Source organism: Aporhodopirellula aestuarii (assembly GCF_023701485.1).
GTDB classification, from domain to species: Bacteria; Planctomycetota; Planctomycetia; order Pirellulales; family Pirellulaceae; genus Rhodopirellula; species Rhodopirellula aestuarii.
In genome coordinates, this window is sequence record NZ_JAMQBK010000008.1 from 55,450 (window position 1) to 81,035 (window position 25,586).

Below are 25,586 nucleotides of genomic sequence, written 5' to 3' on the forward strand. Positions count from 1 at the left end.
TCGCAACGCCGACAAATCTTCTGCAACTCAAACGGATTGCCATGATCAACGCAGCTCTCAAACGAAAGCTCGAGTCGGTCGTCTTGCCCTACGTTCAAATGCCGGCGCAGTACGTGGGTGGCGAACGCAATATCGTTGTCAAAAATCACGCGGACGTTCGTGGGCGATTGGCGATCGGTTTCCCCGACGCCTACACGATCGGAATGAGCCACCACGGGTTGCAGGTATTGTACTCGATGATCAATCGTCGAGACGACTGGTGTGCCGAGCGAGTGTTCACTCCGTGGCCGGACATGGAAGCCAAGCTGCGTGAGCATGATCTGCCTCTGTACACCCTCGAAACGTTCACTCCGCTGAATGAATTCGATGTCGTCGGGTTGTCACTGCAGTACGAGATCAGTTCGCCCAACGTTCTGACGATGATCGATCTTGGCGGCATCCCGCTCGAAGCGGTCGATCGCACGATGGCCGATCCGTTGTTGCTCGCCGGTGGGCCGTGTTGCCAAAACCCCGAGCCGATGGCGGACTATTTTGACGTGATGGTTACCGGCGACGGGGAACCGGCACTGCCCGTGATCTGCGACGCTTGGCTAAAACTCCGCAACGAATCCCGGTTGCCCGACGGGAGCTATACGCCGGGCGAAGCGGGCCGCCGCGAACGCGAAGAGGCCCTTGCCAAAATCGCCGCCGAATTCGAGTTTGCTTACGTCCCTCGTTTCTACACGCCGGAGTATGTCAACGGTCGAGTTTCCGCAAACACACCCACCCGCGACGACGTTCCCGCGACGATCGCGCCGAGCGTGATCTCGGATCTCGATGGCATCCCGCTACCGACCGCCCCGATCGTGCCTTACGTCAAATGTGTTCACGACCGGATCGCGATCGAAATCATGCGGGGTTGCCCGCACCTTTGCCGGTTCTGTCAAAGCACGGTGATCAAACGGCCGTTGCGGATTCGCGAAGTCGATACGATTGTTGACGCCGCGTTGGAAAGCTATCGCAACACCGGCTACAACGAAATCAGCGTGTTGTCGCTCTCGAGTAGTGACTACCCGCATTTCGAACCGTTGATCAAACGCTTGCACGAAGTCTTCCGCCCGCTGGGTGTGAACATCACCGTACCGAGTTTGCGAGTGAATGACCAATTACGCAGTCTTCCTGAATTGATCGGCAGCGACCGACGTCGTTCGCTGACGCTCGCACCCGAAGTCGCACGTGATGACATGCGTGAGCAAATCCGCAAAAAGATCAAAAACAGCGACTTGATTGAAGGTTGCCGGGCCGCGTTCCAAAACGGATTTGAAAGCGTGAAGTTGTACTTCATGTGCGGTCTACCCGGAGAACGCCAAGTGGATCTGGATGGTATCGTTGATTTGGCCGAAACGATCGCGACGGTGGGCAAAGAGGTCAACGGTCGCAACGCGCGAGTGACCGCGAGTGTTTCGAACTTTGTGCCCAAAGCTCACACGCCTTATCAATGGAATGGCATGCAGTCGCGTGAGTATTTCGATTGGGCGCACAGGTATCTGTACAGCCGCCGGACGATTCGTAGCGTCAACATCAAGTGCCACGACATCGAAACGAGTTTGCTCGAGGGCGTGCTCAGTCGCGGTGATCGCCGGACGGGGAAAGCGATCCGGCTTGCGTGGGACCGTGGTGCGAGAATGGACGGTTGGACCGAGCATCTCGATGCGGAGCGTTGGTGGACGGCGATCGCCGATTCCGGACTCGACGTTCAGAACTTGCTCCACGACAAGTACGACTTGATGGACAAACTGCCCTGGGATCACGTCAACGTCAAGTTCGGACGGACGTACCTCGAGAAAGAGCAAACGCGAGCCACGATCCAGCTCGCCGATATGGCCGCCGCGATTTAGTAGGGCGGTGTCGTTTGTGCCTGCCCGGGTAATTGCCTTAGTAGCCAAGTGTCTGTGTTGGTGTTGGTGCGCGACTAGGCCCGGAGGGCCGATACAACGAATGCCGGTGGCGCGAGCCACCGGTTTTGTTAGCGGGAAATCATTTGAGGCCTGGAGGGCCGGTACAAACTCAGTTGTGTCGGCCCTTCAGGCCTTGAGTGACTGGAACAGGGCGGTAACCGGGCCTTTGCAGGCCCGGCATTGGTTGTGCCGGCCCGTTGGGCCTTTTGGTGGGGTGCTACCAGGCCCGGAGGGCCGATACAACGAATGCCGGTGGCGCGAGCCACCGGTTTTGTTAGCGGGAAATTATTTGAGGCCTGAAGGGCCGGTACAAGCTCAATTGTGTCGGCCCTTCAGGCCTTGAGTGGCTGGAACGTGGTAACCGGGCCTTTTCAGGCCCGGCATTGGTTGTGTCGGCCCGCTGGGCCTTTTGGTGGCGTGCTACCAGGCCCGGAGGGCCGATACAACGAATGCCGGTGGCGCGAGCCACCGGTTCTGTTAGCGGGAAATCATTTGAGGCCTGAAGGGCCGGTACAAACTCAGTTGTGTCGGCCCGCTGGGCCTTTTGGTGGGGTGCTACCAGGCCCGGAGGGCCGATACAACAAATGCCGGTGGTGTTAACCACCGGTTTTGTTGACGACTGCTTCCCCAGTCAACGAAAAGAACCCTCCACCAGGCGAGCTGATGGAGGGTTCTGATCTTTTGATCGGAAAGCGGTTTGCTTTCGCGGTTAGTTTCTCGGGTCGAAACCGGTTTGAGCGATTTCTTCCTCTTCTTGGATGATGATCCGTGGGGTCACCATCAGCATCAGGCTGGTCGAAGTCCGACCCACACCGGTGTTTCGGAACAAGCGACTGACGTAAGGGATCTTGCTCAGGAATGGCACGCCGCGTTCGTTGCGACCTTCGCTCATTCGCTTGATACCACCAAGAAGGATCGTGCCGCCGTCTGGAACGCTCACGGTCGTGCTGACCGAAGTGGACGCAAACGTTGGTTGCTGAACCGTCGTACCTTGGATGATGTCCTCTTCTTCGTTCTCATCCTGTTCGTCGATCACACCGTCGCCGTTGGTATCGGTTTCGGTGGTGCTTGAGTTACGCGTCGTGCGACTTCCTTCGTAGGTGAACGTGTTTACTTCACCGATCTGGCTGAACGTCGGGACGAGCGTCAAGCGAACGAATCGTTTGTCATCGCTGACAACACCTTGCACGTTCAACCGTGTGCCTTCGTCGAGAACGACGATGACGGGTTGTTGGGCGACGGCGAAGTCACCGACGACGGGCACGATACTGGTCACGAATGGACGCGACACGGTGTCGTTGATCGAAGCGATCTGTCCGTCGAACAGCGTTACCTTCGGTGCCTGCATGATATTGCTACGGTTGTCACCTTGAGCGGCCTGCAAGAAGAAGAACGCTTCGATGTCACTTAAGATCGCAAAGCCGATCGTTGAAATCGAACCGGTGTCACCACCGAACGGAGCAACGGCACCGCTGATCGTTTGCTGGTCGAACCGAATGTCGAGGTCAGCGGTCGGGATGCCTTGGGCGTCCAAACCGATCGTGACGGCAGATCCCGAGTCGTCAGCCGGGATGCTTTGAGCGTTATCATCGAACCGGACGTCGAAGTCGATTCCGATTTGTTCGAAGAACGTGTCGGCGAGCGTGATGAACCGGACTTCGATCGTGATCTGCAGGTTCTGCAGGCGACGAAGCGATTCGAGCAAGTCGACGATTTGGTCGTGCACGTCACTCGTCGTGCTGATAACCAGCGACAAGTTTTGTGGGTAGGGAGCCATCGTTCCAACACCACCGAGGGCTTCCCAGCTGTCGGGCTCAATGGTTTGTTGAATCAATTGCATCAGCGAGTCGAAGTCAGCCATCGATCCACCACCACGGCCCGATTGGGCCATGCCGGAGGTGCCGAGTCCGCCTGCGAATCCAGAGCCGCTGCCCATCGGGTTGTATTGTCCGAGCATATTGCGGCCGAGGTTGTTGGCCGCATTGTTTGCCATGCCGCCGCCGAGATCGGTCATCGAAACCGGCACAACTTGAACGTCCGTGGTTGGACGAATCATTTGGTAGGCCGACTTCAATGCTCCGGCCAAGCCGTGTTCGTAACCCGAGATGAAGTTCGGGATCGGAGTCACGAGGTCAGCGACGCGGTACGTTCGTGGGAACGTCATCGTGCGTCGTGCTTCGCGGCTGGTCACGTTGAGCACGTCGTTCTGAAGCACGTAGGTCAAGTCGAGGTCTTCGAGCAAGATGTTCAGCGCACTCTTGAGTGGCAAACGACTCGAGATCGATTTCGAGACCGGTGTATCGCGGCTGACGCGGATCGCTGAGAGGGCACGTTGGTCCAAGACAATTGGCACACCGGTGACGGCGGACAGGTCGTCAAGGACTTCACCGAGCGGGCTGTTGCGATACTTCAATTCCACGTCGGTTTCGAGTTTGCGTTTGATTTCCTGTTCGCGGATGCTCAGTCGTGAGTTGCTGTCACGTGAAGCGAGACGACGACGAGAGATGGCTTCCCAGTCTTTCGGGTCTGCGAATTGGAACGGACGATCCGGATCAGGAGCGACGGCGGTGCGGCCGATGTCGAGCATCGTGCGTGCGAACCCGTTTTCGCTGTCTGCGCGGATGTCTTCGTCCATTTGCAGGCGAACTTGCGTCCGGCTGTTGTGGAACATCGTCATTGCGATCGTCGAGTCAGGTTTGAGTTCACCAACCTGTTTGGCGATCACTTCGGCTTCTTGATAGCGTTTTTGATCCATCAGATCGTTGAAGCTGTCAACCAAGAGCGAGATCTCTTGATCGATACGAGCTTCCCGAGCATCTTCGGTCGACATTTCGGTGCGAATGCGTTCGTTTTCGAGATCGAGGTCGATCTTGGCGCGGTTGGCTTCGACGTAGCGTTGTTGTTCGGCGAGGGCTCGGCCTACCAACGCTCCCAGAGATGCACGCGAGGCTTCATCGATGTTGGCGCCTTCAACCTTGCGGGCGAGGCGTTCGAGGTCGTTGACAGCTTCGAGTGGCGCTTCGGTTTTCTTTTCGTTGGCTTTGGCGAGTTCTGAAGTGATCTCGCGGTACAGTCGTTTGACTTGTTGAGCGGCAGCGAGGTCTGCTTTTTCGATTGCTGACAACGGCTGAGCAGGATCTTGCGGCATTGGCATCCGAGCGGGTTGCAAAAGCGTCAACTTGTCTTGCAGGGCACGACGGGTGTCGACGGACATGTCGGCTTCGAATTCCCAAGCCTTGACGAACTTCGCACGAGCGTCGCTCTGTTTGCCTGCGGAGAGCAGCTGCATACCTTCTTCGAACAGTCGTTCGCCTTCGGTTTCGGTGGACTGGTTGTCGCCCACGAAGTTCGATGCGGTCGCTTGGACTTGTTGCACGTTCGACGGTCCACCCGGAGTGAACGTTCCGCCAGCTTGTGAGACTTCCGAATACGAAGGCTGTTGACCGGCTTGACCGATCGGCATCACGCCGTTCGTTTGGGCGATGTTGTTCGGATACGCAATCGGCGTTTGGGCCAATTGGTTGAGGTCGAGTCCACTACGGCGTGCGACCGACTGGACGTCGAGCAGCAATTGCCAGGGGCGGGCGTCGCCAGGGTTGAATTCATGTTGGGCCAAACCGAGGCGTTGGGCCGCGGTGGCGTATTGGTACGCGCCACGAACGTCACCACGATCCAAGGCTGTTCGGCCCATTGCGGTCAGACGCCGGGTTTCTTGCTGGCGTCGTTCGAGTGGCCACGTTTGTGGATCAACCGGTGCAGTGGGTTGGTTGGTGTCGATCGCGTCGAGCGATGAGGAGACCGGGTTGATCGGGGTAAGGTTCAGCAGGCTGCCGTCGATCCCGCGGGCGACCAAACGGTCGTAGCGTTGGCGAAGCTCAGGGCTGGACGGTGCGATCTGGTGTGCTGCGCGGTAGGACTGCACCGCGGAGGTGAATTTTCCTGACGCGACAGCCGCGTCGATGGCTTGCAGGTGCGACGTGATGCTCTTGGCACCGCCATCATTCCCGCTCGGGGTTCCCGTCGAACCGGGCAGTGTGAACTGGCCAGACGCGGTCGGGGTCAATACGAACAGGCATCCGATCAAGCACAGAGGCATGACCGAACCTTTCGGGATAGTCATACGCGATCTCCTTGGCGGATGTGGTTTTGAGGTCGGACAATGCCGAGCTATCTCACCGGGGTCGATGGTACGGTCGACACCTTGCCGCTCGCGGTGAGTGGTAAGGTTGGGTTCGACACAAGATGAACTCTTCTGCCTTGACGGCTTATTCGAGCGGTTCAACGCGACTCTCCTTCTTCGCGGTGAGACATTGGACAAATTTCGGAAAGCTCTCGAATCAGCTCGAAATCCTTTCGAGGCGATACGGAAACCTTCCGAGTGGTCTGGCAATACGAACTGATCGCTTGCGGAGTCAAGCCGGTTTTAGGTGTTTTTTATATAGCGAATTCTTCAAAGATTGACTCAAGTCACCGTTTTTGCCGGCGAAAACAGGCGAATCGAATGACGCCTCCGGTCCCCCGCTGGCAGGCCAGCGACAAAGGATCAGAAAAAAAGTGGAAAAAAAGTTTTTGGGACGCGGAAGATGGTCGGGCAATCCGAGTGCGATCGGGCGGGGGTGAAAGCCATCTCTCAGAAAGTCGCTCGGTCGGGTAGAATCGAGGCTTCGAAAACAATTGGAAAGCGTGTGATGAAAGACTGGAAGACACAGACTTGGTTTGGGCACGACGTTGACGCCGGTACCCATCGGAACACCGAACTCGAGATCACCGAAAGCTACAGCGGTCGGAATATCACCATTCCCATTCGCGTGATACGTGGTGTTGAGCCTGGACCCACGGTGTTCGTGACGGGGGCTCTCCACGGCGATGAACTCAATGGAACCGGAGCGATTCGGTCCCTGCTCGCCAATCCCGAATGGGGGCCGGTTCGGGGAAATGTGTTGGCGGTTCCGGTCTTGAATATCCTCGGATTTGAGCGACATTCCCGCTACCTCCCCGACCGCCGCGATCTCAATCGTTGCTTCCCCGGAAACGCGTCGGGCAGCATGGCGACGCGGATGGCGAAAGTGATCTTCGACGCCATCGTGTTGCAGTCGGACTATGGGATCGATTTGCACACCGCTGCGGTGCGGCGGACCAACTACCCCAACGTCCGCTGCGATTTCAAAAATCAAGCATGCAAACGACTTGCCACGGCATTTGGTGCCGGAGTGGTTCTCGACGGCCGTGGACCCAAAGGTGCCTTCCGACGGGAAGCGACCGCGGCCGGATGCCCAACGATTGTGGTCGAAGGTGGCGAAGTTTGGAAAGTCGAGCCGTCCGTACTCGAATGCATGACCCGTGGGGTCGTGAACGTGCTGAAGGAACTCGACATGATGGATGGTGAACCGGAATTGCCGGAACATCAGGTTATGCTGCGACAAACCAAATGGGTGCGTGCCGAACGAGGCGGGTTCATGGACATGCATGTGTCACCGGGTTCCACCGTCGTCGCCGGGCAACCGCTCGCCACCAACAGCAGTCTCGTTCATGAAGAGCACAACCGATTGGAGGCCCCCTTTGATGGCATCGTGATCGGCATGAGCACGTTGCCCGCCGTTCAACCCGGCGAACCCGTGATCCATCTCGGAAAACTGTCTAGCCCGCGCCGAGCGAAGTTCGTTGAAAAGCATACGCAGGCCGACGACATGCAACGAACCACTCAGGAACACTTGTCAACAAACATCCAAGTAACCGAACCGATGGACTGAGTGAGGTTAGTCGAGCCGTTTCGTTGATCTTTCTAGCGGAACGGCGCAAGCCGTCCAGTGTCGGGTTACCGGACGGCTCGCGCCGTTCCGCTACTTTCAAACCCCGCAGTAACTAAATCGACGTCCGGAGAGACCGAGTTACGTGAAAAGTGACGCTGTCCTGCTAGAGCAGTTGTGTCTTTCATGTAGTGGTGGCTTCCAGCCGCCATCGGTTGTGCACTGGCGGCTGGAAGCCACCACTACTGAAATGCTCTAGAGACCAAAACCTCACCTAGCCGTCGGATTCGACTGGGCTGTCGGCTCGGATCTCTTCGATTCCGACACCTTCGCCACGATCAGGCGACAAGCGATAAACGCGATCGGCGTGACGGATGAAGTGATTGACATCGTGGTGGCTGATCATGAGGACTTGAAAGCCAAGTGCCGTGCCCGCTTCCTGAACGATCCGCGTGAGTTTGGGAACGAGGTCGGGGTGCAACCAGCAGTCTTGCTCATCGAGCACGAGGAACTTGCGGTGGCGTCGTTCGTCGAGTGTCGTGATCGCCAGCATTCGCAATCCGACCGAGACCACGTTGGCGACCGAGCCGCCTTGGCCTTTCATAATGTCTTCGCTGTTTTCACCACGAGAAATCGAAAATTCGACGCTGGCCGCTCCCCTCGCAAACGAGGCACTGGCTTTGAACTCGATGTCCTGTTCGAGTACTTCCTGCAACGCCTTCGTCATCGTGTTTTCGATCAGCGTCAATTGTCGCTGGAACACGTCGTTGCCGAGCTGTTCGAGGGCGTTGGTGACATTGTCGGCGATCGCTAAGAACTGGTTCTCTTTCTCGAGCTGCGCGACGACCTTTTGTTGTCGAGACACGAGCTCATCACGCTTGCCCTCGATTCGATGGGCGCGGTTGCGAAGTTCAGCGAGATCGGGAAGCGTGGTCAAGGGTTTGGCGTGGGGCTAGTGAAAGGGATCAACCAATAATTCGCCCTCCCCTCGTTTCGCTCGACCCTCCCAGAGGGAGGGTGATGAGATTTGGGGAAGGTTGTTTGGATAGTTTGTTTGGATGGAATCGGGGAAAAGATTATTTCACCCTCCCCTTGGGAGGGTCGGCTCGCTTCGGGCCGGGGAGGGTTGGGAGTCGGATTGAGTACTCGACCCTCCCCTCGCTTCGCTCGACCCTCCCGGAGGGAGGGTGATGAGATTTGGGGGAGGATATTGGGATGGTTTGTTTGGATGGAGTTAGGGGCGATTGTTCCGGGTGTTGGCACCCCCGGCATTCATTGTACCGGGACTCCGTGCCTAGCCAGTTCCATCATCGCCGCAACCAATCTAACGAAATACACGCTTATCAAACGCGTCACTCCAAAGAACTGACGAGATGCGGTCGATTCGCTTATGCGTCGGCTGTTGTGTTTGCTGCGGTGGCCTTTTCGACTTCTGCCAGCTCACCGCTGATCTTGTCGAGCAACGTTTGGTATTCACTGCGACGCTGTTCGTTTTCGGTTTCCATTTTCTTGAGCATTTTTTTCAGCTCATCGACGTCGCTGGTGCCGAAGTCCTTGTCGGCTTCGGCTTGCAAGTTGGTCAGCTGCTTCTGAGCCTCTTGCAACTGCGTTTGCGCTTGGATCTTGCGCTCGTTGAGTTGTTCGTACTCGGACTTGAGCTGTTCGATTGTGCGTGCGGTCATCGTGTCACTGGAAAAGGTATTTGGAAATTATTGAGTGGAATGGGTCACTTCGGCCGCCAGTCGCATGATTTCGTCCGCGACTTCGGCATCGAACTGGGAAACGTTTTGTTCGAGGTAAGTTATCAGGCCCGCCCCGCTGTCGGTTTTTCGCTGCGTCAGTTCTCGCAGGTCAGCAATGAACGCGGAGCCATCGGCGGTTTCTTCTTCGGATGCGTCGCCGATCACTTCGGGATGGAATACATCGTCGAAAGGTTCATGGGGCACCCGCACCCAGCGCATCGACCACGCCACACCGGCCTGCGATTCGAATTCAAACGCTTCGATCGCATCGTCCTTGACGACGCGGGTGTTGGTCGGAGGAACGACGCACACGACCGCGGGGATGTGAGCCCGCGACGCGTCACTGCGTGCCCGGCGGGTGATGTTGCCAGCCGTGATCCAGTTCGTGCCGTCTTTGCGGACCGGTTCCAACCGCCGATGGACGTGTCCGTTGACGATCAGGTCGATACCTGGAATTCGTTTGGGACGAATGCGGCCGGCTTCTTCGTATCCCGGAATCAAAATGTCGTGATGCGTGATCCAAGCGACGAGATCGGCATCCTCGCTTTCGTCGGCAAATAGTTGCCCGTTTTCAGGAGGACGCGAGACCCCGAGAAATTCTTTCGGCAGTCGTTCGCCCCAAACCGTTCCCCCCACAACGACGCGTCGCCCGTCGATCGTTCCGATCCAAGGTGCGTCTTCGGATAACAATCGAAGGTGGCCACCGGCAAACAGGATGCTGACCGAATCGTTCGGTTTACGCGTGTTTTCGCGAACGTCGTGGTTGCCGTGGATCGCGGGCAATCCCGCACCGTAGAAATCGGAAATCGTCTCGATGATCCGAGCCAGCAACCAGTTGGGGTTGTCTTGGGGCAGATGAAACAAATCGCCGAGCAGGATCGGTTGCAAGTTGTTGGTCCGCGCGTACTTCAAGCACCATGCGAACTTGGCGACCGCGACTTGCGGGTAATCGTCTTTGCGGAAACCCGGGATGCGGGCCTCCAGGTGCGGGTCGCCGATGAAGAGTAGTCCGTCTTTCTCGATCATGCGGTCGACTCCTGCATCGCAACGCCATCGTCGTGATCGTGAGTCCCCGGAACGGTCGACATCAGCGTTTCCGGATCGATGCTGCCGCCGCACGTCGCGCACTTCGGATTCTTGCTCACGAAGTCGCGGATGAGTCGTTCGTGTTGTTGCAGCAAAGCTTGTGCATCGTCTGCCTTCGCCTGAGCTTGGGCGACTTCAGAGGAGGACCGCTTAATCCGTTCCAGCATCGTCTCGATCGGCTTGGGATCTTGGGGCGGTTCGGGCATCCGAAGCCCTTCCAGTTTGCTGGCCCGGTTCGCAATGCTCGCGTGTCGATCTTGTGCGCGGGTGAGCTCTCGAATGGTTTGCTCTAGCCGTTCGGTTGAAACAATCGTTGGCGGTGGCGTGAGTTCCTCGGTGACCGCCAAACGGGATTTCATCGCCGCATGATTCGAGACGGCGTCGGATAACTGTTGGATCAGTTTCGAAATGCCGCGTGTGTCGTGTGAGGCCGGAGGCGACGAGAGTTTTGACAACGTTTCGTCAGCACGCTTGGCGACCGCATGCGTGGTGATCGCTTCGGCGAGTCGACGTGCGGTTTGGCGGCACGCCTCGGCCGGTTGCATCGTTGGTGGAGGTACCAATGGGACGCAGCTTTTCGTGATCCGCTCAGCTGCGACGTGCCGACGATGCGCGTCACTGATTTTTTCGATCAACATTGCGAGGGCAGCCGCAGGGTGCTGCGCGGGCGGCGATTGCAGGCGTGAAAGGGTTTGGAATCGCGTCTTTTCACGATCACGGATTCCAGTCTGAACCGCGGCAGCGGAAAGCCACGAACGCAATTTTTCGCAATGCGTTTTGCTGGCGAGAAGCTTGTCCGGAGTCGTTTCGGCTTGGTCGAGCGTTTTGAGAATGGACAGCTCGTTTTGCCACCGTGTGACCTCGGCCGCGGACGATTGCAGGCGTTCGATCAGCGTGGTGAGGGTGCCCAGCCGCTGTTGTTGCAATTCGATCTGCGAATGCAGTTTCTCAGCCAATTTGACCGATTCGCTGATCGAATCAATCGGTGTGAACGCGGCGAGTCGGGCGATGTTCTGTTCGCTTTCGCTGCTGAGTCGTTTCGCTTCGCTACGTGACTTGCTCGTTCGTGCACGATGGAGATGCTGCATCTCGACGAGTCTCGCCGCATCGGACGAGGACGCGAAGAACGCCGCCGCTCGGCTTCCGCTTTCATTGAGCAGAAACACCGGCGATTTTTGCTCGCCAAAGTGAATGTCATACTCGTTCTTTGTCGCACCATGTTCCGTCGTGACTTTGTCCAGACGCAAGACATCGTGGAGATTCTCTGGGATGCCTTGCCCAGTCCGATGAACGTCTTCGCCGTTGATGGTGTATTTGACGGTCGACTTTTTACGTTCCCAAACGATCGTTTGGTCGTCATCGGTTTCCACGGTGATGCGACAAACTTTGGATCCGTGACGCATCACGTGCGTTGTTCGGCCGTTGGACGCGATGATCTGCAGCGCCGAAACGAGCGCCGATTTGCCGCAGTTATTCGGTCCCGTGAGTACCGTCAATCCATCGGCGAGCTCGATCACAGTCGTGCCGTGAGACATGAAGTTTTCGAGCGTGATCTTTCGAATCATAAAGACGAAGTGCAGGGGGAGGCAGAGCTCTCCACATCATAAACGAGTGAGTACCGTTCGCGAAGGCTCGCCACGAGCGGCTCCGCCGAGAGTGCTCGCCCGGTCGCATTTTGCACGAGTTCGTCAGCCGAGTATTTTCGACCCAGGTTGTGGACATTTTCGCGCAGCCAGTTCAGCAGCGGCTCAAACTCGCCTCGCGAGATCATGCCGCTGAGGTCGCCGAGCGAGGATTGGGCGGTCGCATAGAGCTGGGCGGCGATCAGGTTGCCAAGCGTGTAGGTTGGGAAGTAACCAAACAATCCCGCACTCCAGTGGACGTCTTGCAGCACGCCGTTGGCATCCGACGGTGGAGTCACACCCAAAACGTTTGCGTACCGTTCGTTCCAAACGCTAGGCAAATCGTCAGTCGATAATTCACCGCCAATCAACGCCTGCTCAAGTTCAAATCGAACGATGATGTGCAGGTTGTAAGTTGCTTCATCGGCTTCGACACGAATCAACGAAGGCGTGACGCGATTGAACGAAGCGTGCCACTGTTGGGCGGTTGCGTCTTCGTCAAACGTGTCCTTCATCAGCGGCGTGAAACACTGCCAGAATTCGAGCGATCGGCCGACCAAGTTCTCCCAAAGGCGTGATTGCGATTCGTGGATACCCAGTGACGCGTACGTCCCAGGTGGCAATCCGTACCAATCTTGCGGCAACCCTTGTTCATAGATCCCGTGGCCGGCTTCGTGCAGAGTTCCGAAGATGCTGCCGGGTAGCCACGCGTCGTCGTACCGAGTCAAAATTCGGCAATCCGAAGGGCCGAGGCTGGTGCAGAACGGATGCGATGTTTCGTCGAGTCGTCCGCGATTGAAGTCGAACCCGATCGCTTCGGCTAACTTGTGTGACAGCTTGCGCTGCGCATCGACGGGGTATTTCTTTTTCAGCAGCGTTTCGTCGACTTGGCGTGATGAGCCTTTGATCTCATCGAGCAGTTTGACGAGTTCGCCACGCAGGTTCGCGAACACGCTGGTCAGCTGATCGGCTTTGGCGTCGGGTTCGTATTGATCAAGTAACGCTTCGTATGTTGTCTGTCCCCCGGCGGCGAGACACTCACCGGCTTGACGTTGCAATGAGATCATTTCATCGAGGGCCGGTTGGAATTGCCGATAGTCATCGGCTTTCCGAGCCGCGTCCCAGCGACCTTGGCCACGCACGGTTGCCGACGCGATCGCTTCCACGAGGTCTTTGGGCAATCGTTTTTGCTTTTCGTAGTCCTTTCGAACTAGACGCACGGTCGCGCCGATGTCGCTGTGCGTGTCGCTGGCTTGCGACCAATCGCTGAGTTGGTCCAGCCACGATTCGATATCGGGGCTCGTCCGCATGTCGTGCACCAATCCGCTGAGGTACGCGACCTGTTCGGCACGGTACTCACCCGCCCCGGCCGGCATCCCCGTGCGTTCGTCCCACCCCAATAACTCGGCGGCGGAGGACACCAACGACGTCTTGTGCAAATGCTCTCGCAACGATTTGAAAACCTCTCCGTGATGCGTCATCTCGTCATTTACCCGATTTCAAGGTTGGGATTGATTGAATTTGATGGTCTTGGGATCTGCACCACATCATGTGCGGGATCGTGCCATCGGTGGAGCTTTTGATTGTTCGTTCGGCGTTGCCGTTGTCGATTGAGGTCCCGCGTTGGGAGCCAGAACGATACCGATTACGGTGTTCGTGTTCAACTAAACCGAATCCGTTTTATCCCCGGTCGCGTCAAGTTGACCTTATCGACTACGATCCGAGAGTGCGTCCAACGCCAGCGATTTGGCCAGCGATTTGCGGTGTCGGGGGAGTTCTGTCGGGGGCTTCGATCGTGGTCACCGAGCATTGACGGGATCGCATGGTATCCACGAGTCGGCATGGCTGAGTGTTGAGGGAGACGTAGATACGGAAGTGTCTGGTGTACCCCCCCGCGTGCGGCGTCCTTCAGTTCGGCGTCGTTGAATCGTTCGTAAATATCCATAAAGAGAGATGATGGGGATTTTGATTCCGCTCGGTTTGATTTTCTTCACTTGTCTTGTCATTTGGCGGGCGTGTGACGGATTCGAAATCGCGAGCGAATACATCGGGAGAAATCTCTCCGAAGGGGTGCGTGGCGGAACGATCAATGCGATCTCGTCGAGTGTGCCCGAGCTCTTCACGACTCTGATCGCTCTCTTTGTGCTCTCCGACCGCGATGGTTTTTCGGTCGGGATCGGAACGACCGCCGGCAGTGCGATCTTTAACGGGATGATCATTCCCGCGGCTTGTATCTTGAGCGTGGTCGGCTTCGTGATCGCCGGCGTTCACGTGACGTCGGTAAACGTGTCGACCAAGGTGCTGCTTCGTGATGGGATCTCTTTGATACTGTGCGAGTTTGTATTGATATTGTTGATCAATGGCGATCGGTTGCATTGGTGGCAAGGCCTGATTCTGATCGTGTTGTATCTCGTTTACATGGTTTACATGCTGGCCTCGATGAAACGCGGTGATAGCGGCCAAGCCGGCGAAAATGAAGGTGAGCCAGACGCCGACGACCAAGAGGCCCGTGACGGAGAACCGGATGGCTTGATCGGGAAGTTGTTTTACTGGATGTCAGGCGGGCCGGTGCTCGATTTGGAACGTTGGTTCGTCAAAGATCACCACCGCGAACAGATCGAAGAGGAATGCTGGAACGGTTGGGGGCTGCTGTTGACGTCGACCGCCGTGATCGGTGGGGCATGTTGGGCGTTGGTGACCGCTTGCGAGTGGTTGGGGACGGGGCCGGGGAACAGCGAACACCCGTCCTACACGCTGTTCGGGCAGACGTTTGAGGGTTTGGGGATGCCCGCCATGTTTGTGGCCGTGATCTTTGCGTCGATGGCGACGAGCGTCCCTGACACGGTGATCTCGATCCGCGACGCTCGGGACGGTGACTACGACGACGCCGTAGCGAACGCGTTGGGCAGCAATATCTTTGATATCTGTTTCGCGCTCGGATTTCCGCTGTTCCTATTCACTCTGATCCACGGCCCGATCGAATTGTCGCCCGACATTGCCGAGCAGAGCGGTGAGTTGCGGTTGTTGCTGCTGGGGATCACCGTGATCGGATTTTTCGTCTATTTCATCGGTCGCCGCGGGACCGGTCCCGGGGGTGCGCAGTATGTGGAAATGCGAAAAGGCAAGGCGGTGCTGCTGTTGCTGCTGTATTTCGGTTTCGTCGCCTATATTGTCGGCCGTAGCCAGGACGTGGTCGTGGCGGACCAGATCGGCGATTTCCTACGATCGATCCTCGACCGGATGCCCAAATTGGGGTGAGACGAGTTATCCCGGTCGCCCCTCTTGACGCTCGGCAGGGGGCTGCCACCATATCGCTCATCCTGAACGTCCAAGTCGATGGACGTGAACGGGCGGCGTAGACGTCGCCTCGCCTATCCCCTCTTTCAATGTTGACAAATTCTCATGTTACGTCGCGCTAAGATCACGATCATTGGAGCCGGAAACGTAGGTGCCACGTGTGCCCATTGGTGCGCAGCGGCCGAACTCGGCGATGTCTTTCTGCTTGATATCCCACAAACCGAGGACATGCCCCGCGGTAAAGCTCTCGATTTGCGGCAGGCTTCGCCGATCATGGGATTCGATTCCAATATTGTCGGGACCACTGATTACGCGGACACCGCGGGCAGCGACGTGATCGTCGTGACGGCCGGTATCCCTCGGAAACCAGGCATGAGCCGCGACGATTTGTTGGCCACGAACGCCAAAATCGTCACCAGCGTTGCTGAGCAGATCAAAGCGACCAGTCCCGATGCGGTCGTGATCGTCGTCAGCAATCCGCTCGACGCGATGGTCCAACAAATGTGGAAAGTCACCGGATTCGATTCCGCCCGCGTGATCGGTCAAGCCGGCGTACTCGATACGGCCCGCTACCGCACGTTCCTGGCGATGGAACTCGGCGTCAGCGTGGAAGACATCAGTGCCCTGTTGATGGGTGGTCACGGCGACACGATGGTGCCGATCCCGAGCTGCACGAGCGTCGGCGGTATCCCCGTCACGCAGCTCATCGATTCAGCCCGTTTGGATGAAATCGTCGACCGTACCCGTACGGGCGGTGCTGAAATCGTTTCATTGCTCAAGACCGGCAGCGCTTACTACGCACCCGCCGCGGCCTGTGCCCAAATGGTCGAAGCCGTCGTCAAGGACAAGAAACGTGTGATTCCGGTCGCGGCTTACTGCGAATCGCAGTACGGCGTCGGCGGATACTACGTCGGCGTGCCTGTCGTGATGGGTGCCGGTGGTGTCGAAAAGATCATCGAATTGAAGCTCACCGACGATGAAACCAAGGCGTTCCAAAACAGCGTCGATGCGGTTAAATCGCTCGTCGCAACCATGGACGGACTGCTGTCGGCTTAGTCGACACTCTATCTTAAAACGTCATGGAAAGCCCGACACGCGTCGGGCTTTCCTCGTTTAATCGGCTCGCTATCTTCGTTCTGCGACGTTCTGTCTCGGTACTCAGACACCGTCACCGAGAAAGTAATCATTCAGGAAGGCTTGCCGGTCCGCCTCGGAGGTTCTGGCGAATTCGACCATCGCGTAAAGACGTTGCTGGTCGCGACGGAGTTTGTCGGTGAGCTTTTCGTCGCCGAAGATTTTTGCGGACAGCTCTCCGATCACCTGAAAGCATTCGGGCGGTCGTGGGCCAGCGATGACGCCGTGACGGTCGAGCATCGCGATCGCGGTTTCGAGTCGGTGGTCGTGTGGGCTGACGCGTTGCAATTGCTGGTTGAGCCAGTCGAGTCCGAACGCGTCGCAGCGATCGGCGTGCTGCGTCAACGCGTGCATGAGCCGGTCGTAGAAACCGGCGTCCGGGTTAGACCATTCGATGAATTGCATCTGCGTCATCAGGTCGGCTTGATCGTAGAGCCACAAGCAGCGACTCGGTTGACCGTCGCGACCAGCCCGACCGATTTCCTGGTAGTAGGATTCGATCGAACCAGGGGTTTCGGCGTGAACGATCAAGCGAATGTCCTCTTTGTCGACGCCCATTCCAAATGCGGGCGTGGCGAGAACCGTGTCGACTTCACCACTCATGAACGCGTTCTGCATCGAGCGTCTTTGGCCGCGTGAGAGATCACCGTGGTAACAAACATGATCGATCCCGCTGCGTCGCAGCTTTTCGGCGAACCGCTCGAGCGTCTTAATCAAGGAGAAATAGACGATCGTCCCGCCCGGTTTTTCGCCCCGCTTACCCCAGATTATGGGATCGCCGAGAGCTTGAATCAGCTGATCGTACTTCTCGTCTTCATCGACGACGGACTCGACTTCCATCGACAAGTTTGGCCGGTCAATGCCTTCGTGGAACAGTTTGATATCGCTCGGAGCGATGTCCATTTGCCGATAGATATCCGCACGGCATTCCGCGGTCGCGGTGGCGGTGAGCGCGATCGTGGTCGGGGTGCCGAGCAGGCTGCGGATTTCTGCAATGCGGCTGTAGTCGGGGCGGAAATCGTGTCCCCATTGGCTCACGCAGTGGGCCTCATCGATCGCCAAAAATCGAATGTTTCGCTGGCCGATCGTTTCCAAGAACTCTTCTTTGCGAAACCGCTCCGGGGTCACGTAAAGCAAACGATATTTGCCCTCGGCGATCTCGCTTTGGCGTTCTAGACGAGTCGCACGATCGAGCGACGAGTTGATCAAGGCCGCGTCGACACCGCGAGCCTGCAACGCGTCGACTTGATCCTGCATCAACGCAACGAGAGGTGAGAGTACCAGTGTCAGATCGCCATCTCCGGGCGTCGAGGTCAACGCCGGGATTTGAAAACAAAGCGATTTGCCACGCCCGGTCGGCATCACCACCATCGCATGTCGCCCTGACATCACATGCTCGATAATTTCAGCCTGGCGAGGTCGAAACGAATCGTAGCCGAAATATTGTTTGAGCAAATCGTTCATGAAGGCAACGTCGCGTGGGTGGGACTGGTTACCGCATGATACAAAACGAGGCAAAGATTGTTATCCGGCCTTGTGATCACGCTCATCGTGGCCCTCCCGAGAAACATTGTTCACGTTTAGAGTCCGAAGAAACGCCGAGCGTTGGCGGTGGTGGTTTCCGCGAGTGCTTCGGCGGTAACGCCGCGAACTTTGGCGAGGCATCGCAGCGTGTGCTCGACGCGGGCGGGTTCGTTGGGGCGGCGACCTCGGAGGGGTTCGGGCGACAGGTAGGGCGAGTCCGTTTCGACCAGAATGCGATCTTCGGGGACCATCGCGGCGACCTCTCGCAGTTCGTCACTCTTTTTGAACGTCACCATTCCCGCGAAGCTGATCATCAACCCGAGATCGAGACACGCTTTGGCTTCGTCGAGACTCCCGGTATAGGAATGCATCACCGCGGGCGGCAGTTGCGATTGCGAGCGAAGCTGTTCGATGATCAACGAGCAGCTCTCACGCATGTGAATCACGACCGGCAAAGATGCCTTCACCGCGAAATCCAACTGACGCTGGAAAAAGTCATGCTGCATTTCGATCGGCGTGTCGTCCCAGTAACAATCCAATCCGGTTTCGCCGATACCGACGACGCCCGGTAAACTGGCCAGTTCTTCGATGATGGCGAAGTCGCCCTCTGCTGCCTCGGCTGCCGAGTTGGGTTGGATGCCGACAACGGCGTGAAGGTATCCCGGGTATTTTGCAGCCAGTTCGCACGCCCGGCGGCTCGTTGCGACGTCGATGCCAATCACCGCGATTCCGTTGACACCAACCTCTTTCGCCCGCGCGACGGTTTCTTCCACAATCTCATGGAACGTGTCGCTATTTAGATGCGCGTGCGTGTCGAACAGATTTAACAAAACGTTGGCTCTCGGGCGGTGGAAAATGAGTTGCGAGTTGACGGCCTGATAGACCGCAAACACTCGTCCGCCACAGGATAACAATGCGATTTTGCTTGTAAATCTGACTGGCTAGGACAATCCCGTCCGGTTACCCGCTGCTACGAATCCACCACACTGCCCCATCAGCGTCGGTTAACATTGAGGGCTCGCGAATTGGCCGCAGTGCAATTGATTGGGTCCGGAGTTTGTTGGAACGGCACAACCCGGTCTCGTGGTCACTTCCTAATGGTTCCCCAAATCATTGAGTCCTGCGCCATGTCGATCCGTTTTCAGTGTCCCAAGTGCGAGAAAGTGCTCCGAGTCGGCGACGAACACGCGGGGAAGGTGGCCAAGTGCAGTGGTTGTCAAACCAAATTGCGGGTTCCTGCGGCCAAGTCGAAGACGGTCAAGCCAAAATCAAGCCAGACGAAGCATTCTCCCGAGCAACAACCGGCCGAGGGGGATTCGCTCTTTTCGGAGCTCCCCGAATTCCAAACCTTTGATCAGCCCGTCGAAAAACCTCGAGGTGTCGATGACGATTTCCGGGACGCTCTCGCGGCCGGAACTCAAACACATTTCTCGGGCGAGACGTCCCCGCTCCGCCCGTCCGCTACGGGTTTCGCCAATTCGAACTCGCCAGCTGCCGCGGGATCCACGAATTTTGTTGCACCCGCCGCTGGCGTGACGCCCCCGACGCCGAATAACGCGGGATTAGACGATATCGGCGATGTCCTGGGGGCGATGCAAGCGACGGTTGCGTCGGCGGTGCAACAGCAGCGTCGGACGAATGCGTTGTCGAACGCACCCAAGACGACGGTTGAGCAAGTCAAGCAAGCGTTTGACGGCGAACTGCAAGATTTCGATCGTAGCGAAGGCGTGAAGGCTCAGGCGTTTTTTGTCGCGATCTCAATGGTGTTGCTGCCGATTGCGTTTGTCACGTTTGTGTTGGTGTTCACTGCCGCCATGATTGCGCTGCCGATGAACGCACTCCCAATCAGTTTTGCAACCTTCATGACCTATGGCGGATTGATTCTCTACCCGCTGATGTGGGTGCTATTGTTCGCTTTGTGGATACCGGTCTTTAGTCTCATCGGTGCTGTCATTTCGATGGTGTTCTCGGGAGCCGCTGACGATGACCAGACCAGGGTGTTGACCCGCGAAGACCAGCCGGTGATGTATGAGTTTGTCTCGCAGATTTGTGAGAAAGTCGGCGCGCCGACCCCGGCTCGAATCGATCTCGACTCCAACTTCAATGCCTCGGCGTCGTTTCGTAATGGATGGATGAGTTTTGGCAAAAACGAGCTCGTTCTCAAGCTCGGTGTCCCCTTAATCGCGAGCCAAAGCGCCGAGCAACTCGGTTCCGTCATCGCCCACGAGTTTGGACACTTTCGTCAAGGATCGGCGATGCGAAGCACTTATCTCGTCCGAAGTCTGACAGGCTGGTTTTTCGAAAAAGCATTCCTCGGCCAACTTCGCGCGGACCTGATCGAGTACTACCAGGATGCCGAAGAGAGCAACGACTCATTCCTCGCCGTGATTTCCTTCATCGGTTGGTTGGGACGCAAAATCATGTTGTGTTTTGGATACACCGGTCACGCCTTGGCGGGCTCGTTATCGCGCGAGATGGAGTTCGACGCCGACCGGCATGCCGTGCATCTTGCTGGTACAAAGAGCTTTATCCAATCGATGGCAAACGTTGAACGTTTTGGTGTCGCCCATGGGGTGACAATCGAAAATCTACGAATGTTGTATCTGTCATCGGGGGTGCTGGTCGACAATATTCCGCGATTCATGATCTACATCGGCGAAACGATGTCCAACGGCGTCATTCAGCGAATCGCTCAGGAGAAGCAACGGGAAAAGCAGGAGCGTTTTGACACGCACCCGCCAACGCGAGAGCGGGTGGCGGCGGCCAAAGAGATCAATCAGGCCGGTTTGCTCCACATGCAGCGTCCGGCCTCAGACCTGGTGCGAAATTGGCAGTCGGTGTGCGAGTTGACCACGCTCGATTTTTATGGCCAAGTGATCGGGAAACCGGTCGAAAAGAGTCAAACGACGAAGCTCGAAAACGTGCTCAAAGCCGAGCATAAACTGTTGCTCGATCGCAAAAAGGCGTAGCGGATCGTAAAAACCGCTCCCGCCAGCATCGCTTGTTTTTCGCCGCCTGAGGCTCACCACGGGATGGGCCACCCGTGTCAGCGTCGAAGGTTATTCCACGTCAGCGTCCGCGGGTTCTTCGTCGTCGACGCCCACGATCTTGTCGAGCAAGCGGGCACGGAGTCGGTTGCCGTGATCGGAAACGTTGCGGTCGGTTTTGAGCGTTGCGATCGCGGATTTGATGTCGCCAAAACCTTCGCTCGCTCGGGCCGAGTTGTAGACGGCGGCGTCTTCCCAATACGAACGCTGGTCTTCGTCGAGAACCCGTTTGGTGAACCAATTGTGAGCGGTTTCGAACCGGCCGTCGTCGTATTGAACGAGTGCCATCCAGTACGTTGCCGTCCGCTTGCCCATTCGCATGAAGCCTTGCATCTGTTGGAGCTGGGCATCGTATTGAGCAGGTTCCACACCGAGTTCACGACGCAGGCCGTATTGCTTCTGTAACTCGACGTTGATCCGCAAGTCGTCGATCTCGTACTCGGGAGCACGTTGTTCGAGGTAACGGGTTCTGGCGCCGCTCTCGCCTTCGATTTCGTCATCGACGAAATTGCCGATCAGGTGCTGCCAACGTCCTTTGGCGAGATTATTCGCCGACGAATCGTTGGACTCCATCACCGCGAACCGCGACCGGTGCCAAAACGCGAACGCAGGATCACGCTCGGCGATCATGTCCATCCCTCGGGCGTAGATTTCCGTGATCGTGGGGATTTCCCACAAACGAACGCCCGCGATTCCAGGGACAGCGTCGAACTTCGTGGCCCAATCTTCGGCGTCGACCCACAGCGTCATCCGTCGATCGCCGGTTAAGCCCGACTCGAGCAATCTCATTCGGGGAGCCAGCGTCTCGATGTTCAAATTCAACAACGCGACGCTTTGACTGACGTCGGATCGCGAGAGCGGGTAGTCAAAATATCCGGCGACATCCAATCGACGCATCACCGAGGCATCTTTGCGCGCCTGAGCGAGCGTCGCGATGCCGGTTTGGTCCGGTCCCGGGATCGGTAGGCCGAGGCGTGGTTCAAACAGATAGATCTCTTTGCCGATCAGAACGCCGACGCACCACGGTGTCCGTCCACCGGTTTCGTCGGACTGCGTCGCCAGGACTGCAGCCGGGATGCCGGCTTGAACGCACAACTGAGTGAATACCCCACAACGTTGGAGCCAGTCGCCGCGGCCACGCCACAATGTTTGGTAGTCCGATTGACGAAAACCCGGGCCTTCAAAAGGAATTCCCGGCGGCATCGGGGGCAATTGCAAACCCTGCGGGGTTGGCAGTTGATCGGGTTCCAAGGCGACATTGCGAACCGTCCAATCGAATAAACGCATCGCGGTTTGCAGACGGTCGATTTGCATCGTCGTCAAAGCGTCCGAATTCTTGTCGCCTTTTGCCGCCGCGGCTCGAAGTCCGGCTAACCAATCAGCGAACAGGATGTCATCGCGAACGGGCGAATCGATCCATGCAACGACGTGTCGAAAGGTGTTGGCGTTACGCAGCAACGGAACGTCATCGGTCGTGAATTCCGAACGCAGAATTTTGTCCTGCAGTTGATCCGGTTCGATAAGCCCATCAAGAGACTTGGCGATTTCCGGAACCGTCGGCTCGGCATCGTCGTTCGATCCGGATGCCTTTTTACGGTCCGCGTTCTCACGCAGCCACTGGTTAGCATGATAGGCGATTTGGCGACGCGCTTTTTGTTCGTTTAAGACGACGTATTGGTTGAGCAGCGAGACGGTTTCGCCCAGATGGTCCTGGCGAGTTTTCTCCTGCAACGCGACCTGACGCTGAGCCATGATCCGTTCCATCTCGTTCGAATCGTCTCGGCAACCGAGTGCGGACGACAAGAGGACGGCCATCGCACAACAGGAAAATACGGTCGATCGCATCGGTGGGGTCTATTCAGGGAACGGTTGGTAAACGGTTGTTTAGAGTCCTTCGACAGTTTCTCGCAGACGCAGCAAGCGGTCGACGAGCCCCGCGAATTGATCCAAATAGATCATATTGGCCCCGTCGCTGGGCGAGGTTTCCGGTTGCGGATGAGTTTCGAAGAACAACGCGTCACATCCGATCGCTACGGCTGCGCGGGCCAATGGTTCGACCATTTCCCGATTTCCGCCCGTCGCTCCCCCCAATCCGCCGGGTTGCTGAACGCTGTGTGTCGCGTCGAAGACGACCGGGGCACCGAGCGACCGCATGATCGGGATCGATTGCATGTCGTTGACGAGACGCCCGTAACCAAAAAACGTGCCGCGTTCGCACACCAGGACTTTGCCGGGCACCGGTTCGTCGTCTTCGACAGGATTCGAAATCGTATCGGAAACGGGAAAACTGCCGCGGAGTTTGTCGATCGCGTAACGCATGTCGGTGGGGGCCATGAATTGTCCCTTTTTGACGTTCACCGCCCGTCCGGTATTCGCCGCAGCGACAAGCAGATCGGTTTGCCGGGCCAAAAACGCGGGAATCTGCAGCAATTCACAAACTTCAGCGGCCGGGGCGGCTTGTTCGGGCAAGTGGATGTCAGTCGTCACCGGCAATCCGCTGTCGGCACCGACCGCTTCGAGCAATCGCAGACCGGCGTCGATCCCGGGTCCCCGTTTCGCCGCCAAACTCGTACGATTTGCCTTGTCAAAGGAAGCCTTGAAGACCACATTCACGTCGGGACGTTCGTTGATCTGGGCCAGCGTTTCACCGATCTCCATTGCGAGTTCACGCGTCTGCAACACGCACGGACCGGCGATCAAAAGCAACGGTTGGCCATCGCCACACAAATAATTTCCGACGCGAGCAAGCATACTGGGGAGGGCTCAGGAATGAGGGCATAGGAATGGGAGACACGCTTGGACCGTGATCTTAAACGTCCTCCCCCGCTCCGTCCTCCCCCCCTCGTTCATCGTGTCATTTTCTGGTCGACCTGGCACGTGTCCGGGACGGTCGATCTAAAACGGCCTTCGCGGTCTGTCGTTTTCCTTTCTCGCCAATAGCCTGTCGAAATTTTGCCTCCTGTTCTCACACCGTCGACGCATTTGCATTTCGTGACCGGGCGACTCGCCGAAGTCGCGCTGCGGACGAATGCTGCCCAAGCGGCGACAAGCCATGGGGTCGCGCACAGTGTTCAGGTCGCGCCGATCACCGTGGCAGCGCTGATCACGCCCAAATGGCTGACGCGGCATCTCGATGTGCCTTCCGAAGCAACAGACGTGATCTTGCCCGGTTACTGCGATTCGGCACTCGATGACGCGGTCGATCCGGAGTCGCCCCGAACGACTTGGCGGATGCGTCTGGCCGAAATCGCCGGACTCGCTCCCGAAAAAATTGTGTGTGGCCCCAACGATTGCCGCGACCTCGACGCGTGGCTCGGCGGAAAAATTCGCGAAGTGGATCTGACGGATCACTCGATCGAGATCATCGCCGAAATCAATCACGCGCCTCGATTAAGTATCGACGAAGTCGTCCGGATAGCCGAAAATTTGCGGGCCGATGGAGCCGACCGAATCGACTTCGGTTGCGATCCGTCGCGGAGGTGCGACCGCGTCGGTGACTATGTGAAGGCCCTCATTGCCGCTGGTCACCGCGTCAGTATCGATACGTTTGATCCGCACGAAACACGCGCCGCCGTCGATGTCGGAGCGTCGCTGGTGCTGTCGGTGAATTCGTCCAACCGTGAATCGGCGGCCGATTGGGGATGCGAAGTCGTCGCGATCCCAGACACGCCCGACGATCTCGATTCGCTTGAGTCTACGATCGAGTTCCTGAGTCGTCACAACGTGCCGATGCGTCTCGACCCGATTCTCGAGCCGATCGGATTCGGATTCGGCGCATCGTTGCTTCGCTACGTAGAAACGCGTCGTCGCTATCCCGAGTTGGCGATGATGATGGGGATCGGCAATTTGACCGAACTCACCGATGTGGATTCCGCTGGCGTTAACATGCTCTTGCTCGCCCTCTGCGAAGAATTTGGTGTCGGCAGCGTGTTGACAACCCAAGTGATCAATTGGGCGCGGTCGTCGATCAAAGAATGTGACATTGCCCGCCGGATGGTTCACTACAGTTTGAAGGAAGGTGTGCCGCCCAAACGCGTGTCTGACCAGTTGATCTCATTGCGTGATCCCAAATTGCGACCCTATTCACCGGAGGCGTTGGAATCGCTCGCTTCAGGAATTCGCGATAACAACTACCGCATCATCGCCCAAGACGGAGTCGTTCATCTGATCAGCGCCGGCGTTCATCTATGTGGTGACGAGCCCTTTGCGATGATGAGCGAATTGCTGTCGATGCCACAGTCCAGTAACGTGGACGTGTCGCATGCGTTTTACCTCGGATTCGAACTCGCCAAAGCCAAGATTGCGGCGCAATTGGGCAAGCAATACGAGCAAGATCAAGCATTGCAGTGGGGGCATCTCACAGTCGAAGAAGAACGCCACCGAATCCCCCGCCAATCACGCCACCGAAAAGACTAACGAGCGAGCCTGTTCTTCCGTACAAATGTAGAAC

At 57.3% G+C, this 25,586-nt stretch carries 16 protein-coding genes; 6 read left to right on the forward strand and 10 right to left on the reverse strand.

Translation table 11 applies throughout. The features are described from left to right. The first annotated feature begins 41 nt into the window (after positions 1 to 41). Positions 42 to 1,877 (forward strand): TIGR03960 family B12-binding radical SAM protein, encoded by a 1,836-nt coding sequence (locus NB063_RS01760; protein ID WP_250927013.1) that lies wholly within the window; start codon positions 42 to 44, stop codon positions 1,875 to 1,877. 769 nt (positions 1,878 to 2,646) lie between these two features. Here NB063_RS01760 and NB063_RS01765 read toward each other — a convergent pair. Continuing rightward, positions 2,647 to 6,033, reverse strand: a complete 3,387-nt coding sequence (locus tag NB063_RS01765) for a type II secretion system protein GspD (protein ID WP_250927193.1) — start codon at positions 6,031 to 6,033, stop codon at positions 2,647 to 2,649. A 592-nt stretch (positions 6,034 to 6,625) separates the two neighbouring features. On the opposite strand from NB063_RS01765, the gene NB063_RS01770 reads away from it, so the two are divergent. After that, positions 6,626 to 7,687: a succinylglutamate desuccinylase/aspartoacylase family protein gene (locus NB063_RS01770; RefSeq protein WP_250927014.1), complete on the forward strand. Its 1,062-nt coding sequence runs from the start codon at positions 6,626 to 6,628 to the stop codon at positions 7,685 to 7,687. 271 nt (positions 7,688 to 7,958) lie between these two features. Here the strand turns inward: NB063_RS01770 and NB063_RS01775 are convergent, their stop codons facing one another. The 5 genes from NB063_RS01775 to NB063_RS01795 form a co-directional block, all read right to left on the reverse strand. Then, complete coding sequence (locus NB063_RS01775) at positions 7,959 to 8,621, reverse strand: P-loop NTPase family protein (RefSeq protein WP_250927015.1); 663 nt, start codon at positions 8,619 to 8,621, stop codon at positions 7,959 to 7,961. A 451-nt stretch (positions 8,622 to 9,072) separates the two neighbouring features. Then, positions 9,073 to 9,366, reverse strand: coding sequence for a hypothetical protein (locus NB063_RS01780; RefSeq protein WP_250927016.1), 294 nt, complete (start codon positions 9,364 to 9,366; stop codon positions 9,073 to 9,075). A 27-nt stretch (positions 9,367 to 9,393) separates the two neighbouring features. After that, a complete protein-coding gene (locus NB063_RS01785) occupies positions 9,394 to 10,452 on the reverse strand; it encodes a metallophosphoesterase (protein WP_250927017.1) in 1,059 nt (352 codons plus the stop codon). Next, positions 10,449 to 12,077 (reverse strand): AAA family ATPase, encoded by a 1,629-nt coding sequence (locus tag NB063_RS01790; protein WP_250927018.1) that lies wholly within the window; start codon positions 12,075 to 12,077, stop codon positions 10,449 to 10,451. The genes NB063_RS01785 and NB063_RS01790 overlap by 4 nt, the downstream gene beginning before the upstream one ends. Next, complete coding sequence (locus NB063_RS01795) at positions 12,074 to 13,615, reverse strand: carboxypeptidase M32 (RefSeq protein WP_250927019.1); 1,542 nt, start codon at positions 13,613 to 13,615, stop codon at positions 12,074 to 12,076. The genes NB063_RS01790 and NB063_RS01795 overlap by 4 nt, the downstream gene beginning before the upstream one ends. 475 nt (positions 13,616 to 14,090) lie before the next feature. Between NB063_RS01795 and NB063_RS01800 the strand changes: the two genes are divergently transcribed. Both NB063_RS01800 and mdh read left to right on the forward strand, forming a co-directional pair. Beyond that, entirely contained in the window at positions 14,091 to 15,392 is a 1,302-nt protein-coding gene (locus NB063_RS01800; RefSeq protein ID WP_250927020.1) for a sodium:calcium antiporter, read from the forward strand. 144 nt (positions 15,393 to 15,536) lie between these two features. Then, the gene (mdh, locus tag NB063_RS01805; protein ID WP_250927021.1) at positions 15,537 to 16,487 is read left to right on the forward strand and encodes a malate dehydrogenase; all 951 of its coding nucleotides are present in this window, start codon (positions 15,537 to 15,539) and stop codon (positions 16,485 to 16,487) included. A 102-nt stretch (positions 16,488 to 16,589) separates the two neighbouring features. Here mdh and NB063_RS01810 read toward each other — a convergent pair whose 3' ends face one another. Together NB063_RS01810 and NB063_RS01815 are read right to left on the reverse strand one after the other, a co-directional pair. Further along, entirely contained in the window at positions 16,590 to 18,029 is a 1,440-nt protein-coding gene (locus tag NB063_RS01810; protein WP_250927022.1) for a RecQ family ATP-dependent DNA helicase, read from the reverse strand. Between the two features lie 116 nt (positions 18,030 to 18,145). Next, entirely contained in the window at positions 18,146 to 18,919 is a 774-nt protein-coding gene (locus tag NB063_RS01815) for a TatD family hydrolase (RefSeq protein ID WP_250927023.1), read from the reverse strand. 297 nt (positions 18,920 to 19,216) lie between these two features. Here NB063_RS01815 and NB063_RS01820 point away from each other — a divergent pair, with 297 nt between their 5' ends. Next, on the forward strand, positions 19,217 to 21,058 hold the full coding sequence (locus NB063_RS01820; RefSeq protein WP_250927024.1) for a M48 family metalloprotease: 1,842 nt from the start codon (positions 19,217 to 19,219) through the stop codon (positions 21,056 to 21,058). Between the two features lie 90 nt (positions 21,059 to 21,148). On the opposite strand, the gene NB063_RS01825 is transcribed toward NB063_RS01820, so the two are convergent. Continuing rightward, positions 21,149 to 22,981, reverse strand: coding sequence for a tetratricopeptide repeat protein (locus NB063_RS01825; RefSeq protein WP_250927025.1), 1,833 nt, complete (start codon positions 22,979 to 22,981; stop codon positions 21,149 to 21,151). Positions 22,982 to 23,020: 39 nt separating this feature from the next. Beyond that, entirely contained in the window at positions 23,021 to 23,887 is an 867-nt protein-coding gene (gene kdsA / locus NB063_RS01830; protein WP_250927026.1) for a 3-deoxy-8-phosphooctulonate synthase, read from the reverse strand. 240 nt (positions 23,888 to 24,127) lie between these two features. Between kdsA and NB063_RS01835 the strand changes: the two genes are divergently transcribed. Beyond that, positions 24,128 to 25,552: a dihydropteroate synthase gene (locus NB063_RS01835; RefSeq protein WP_250927027.1), complete on the forward strand. Its 1,425-nt coding sequence runs from the start codon at positions 24,128 to 24,130 to the stop codon at positions 25,550 to 25,552. Positions 25,553 to 25,586 lie beyond the last annotated feature (34 nt).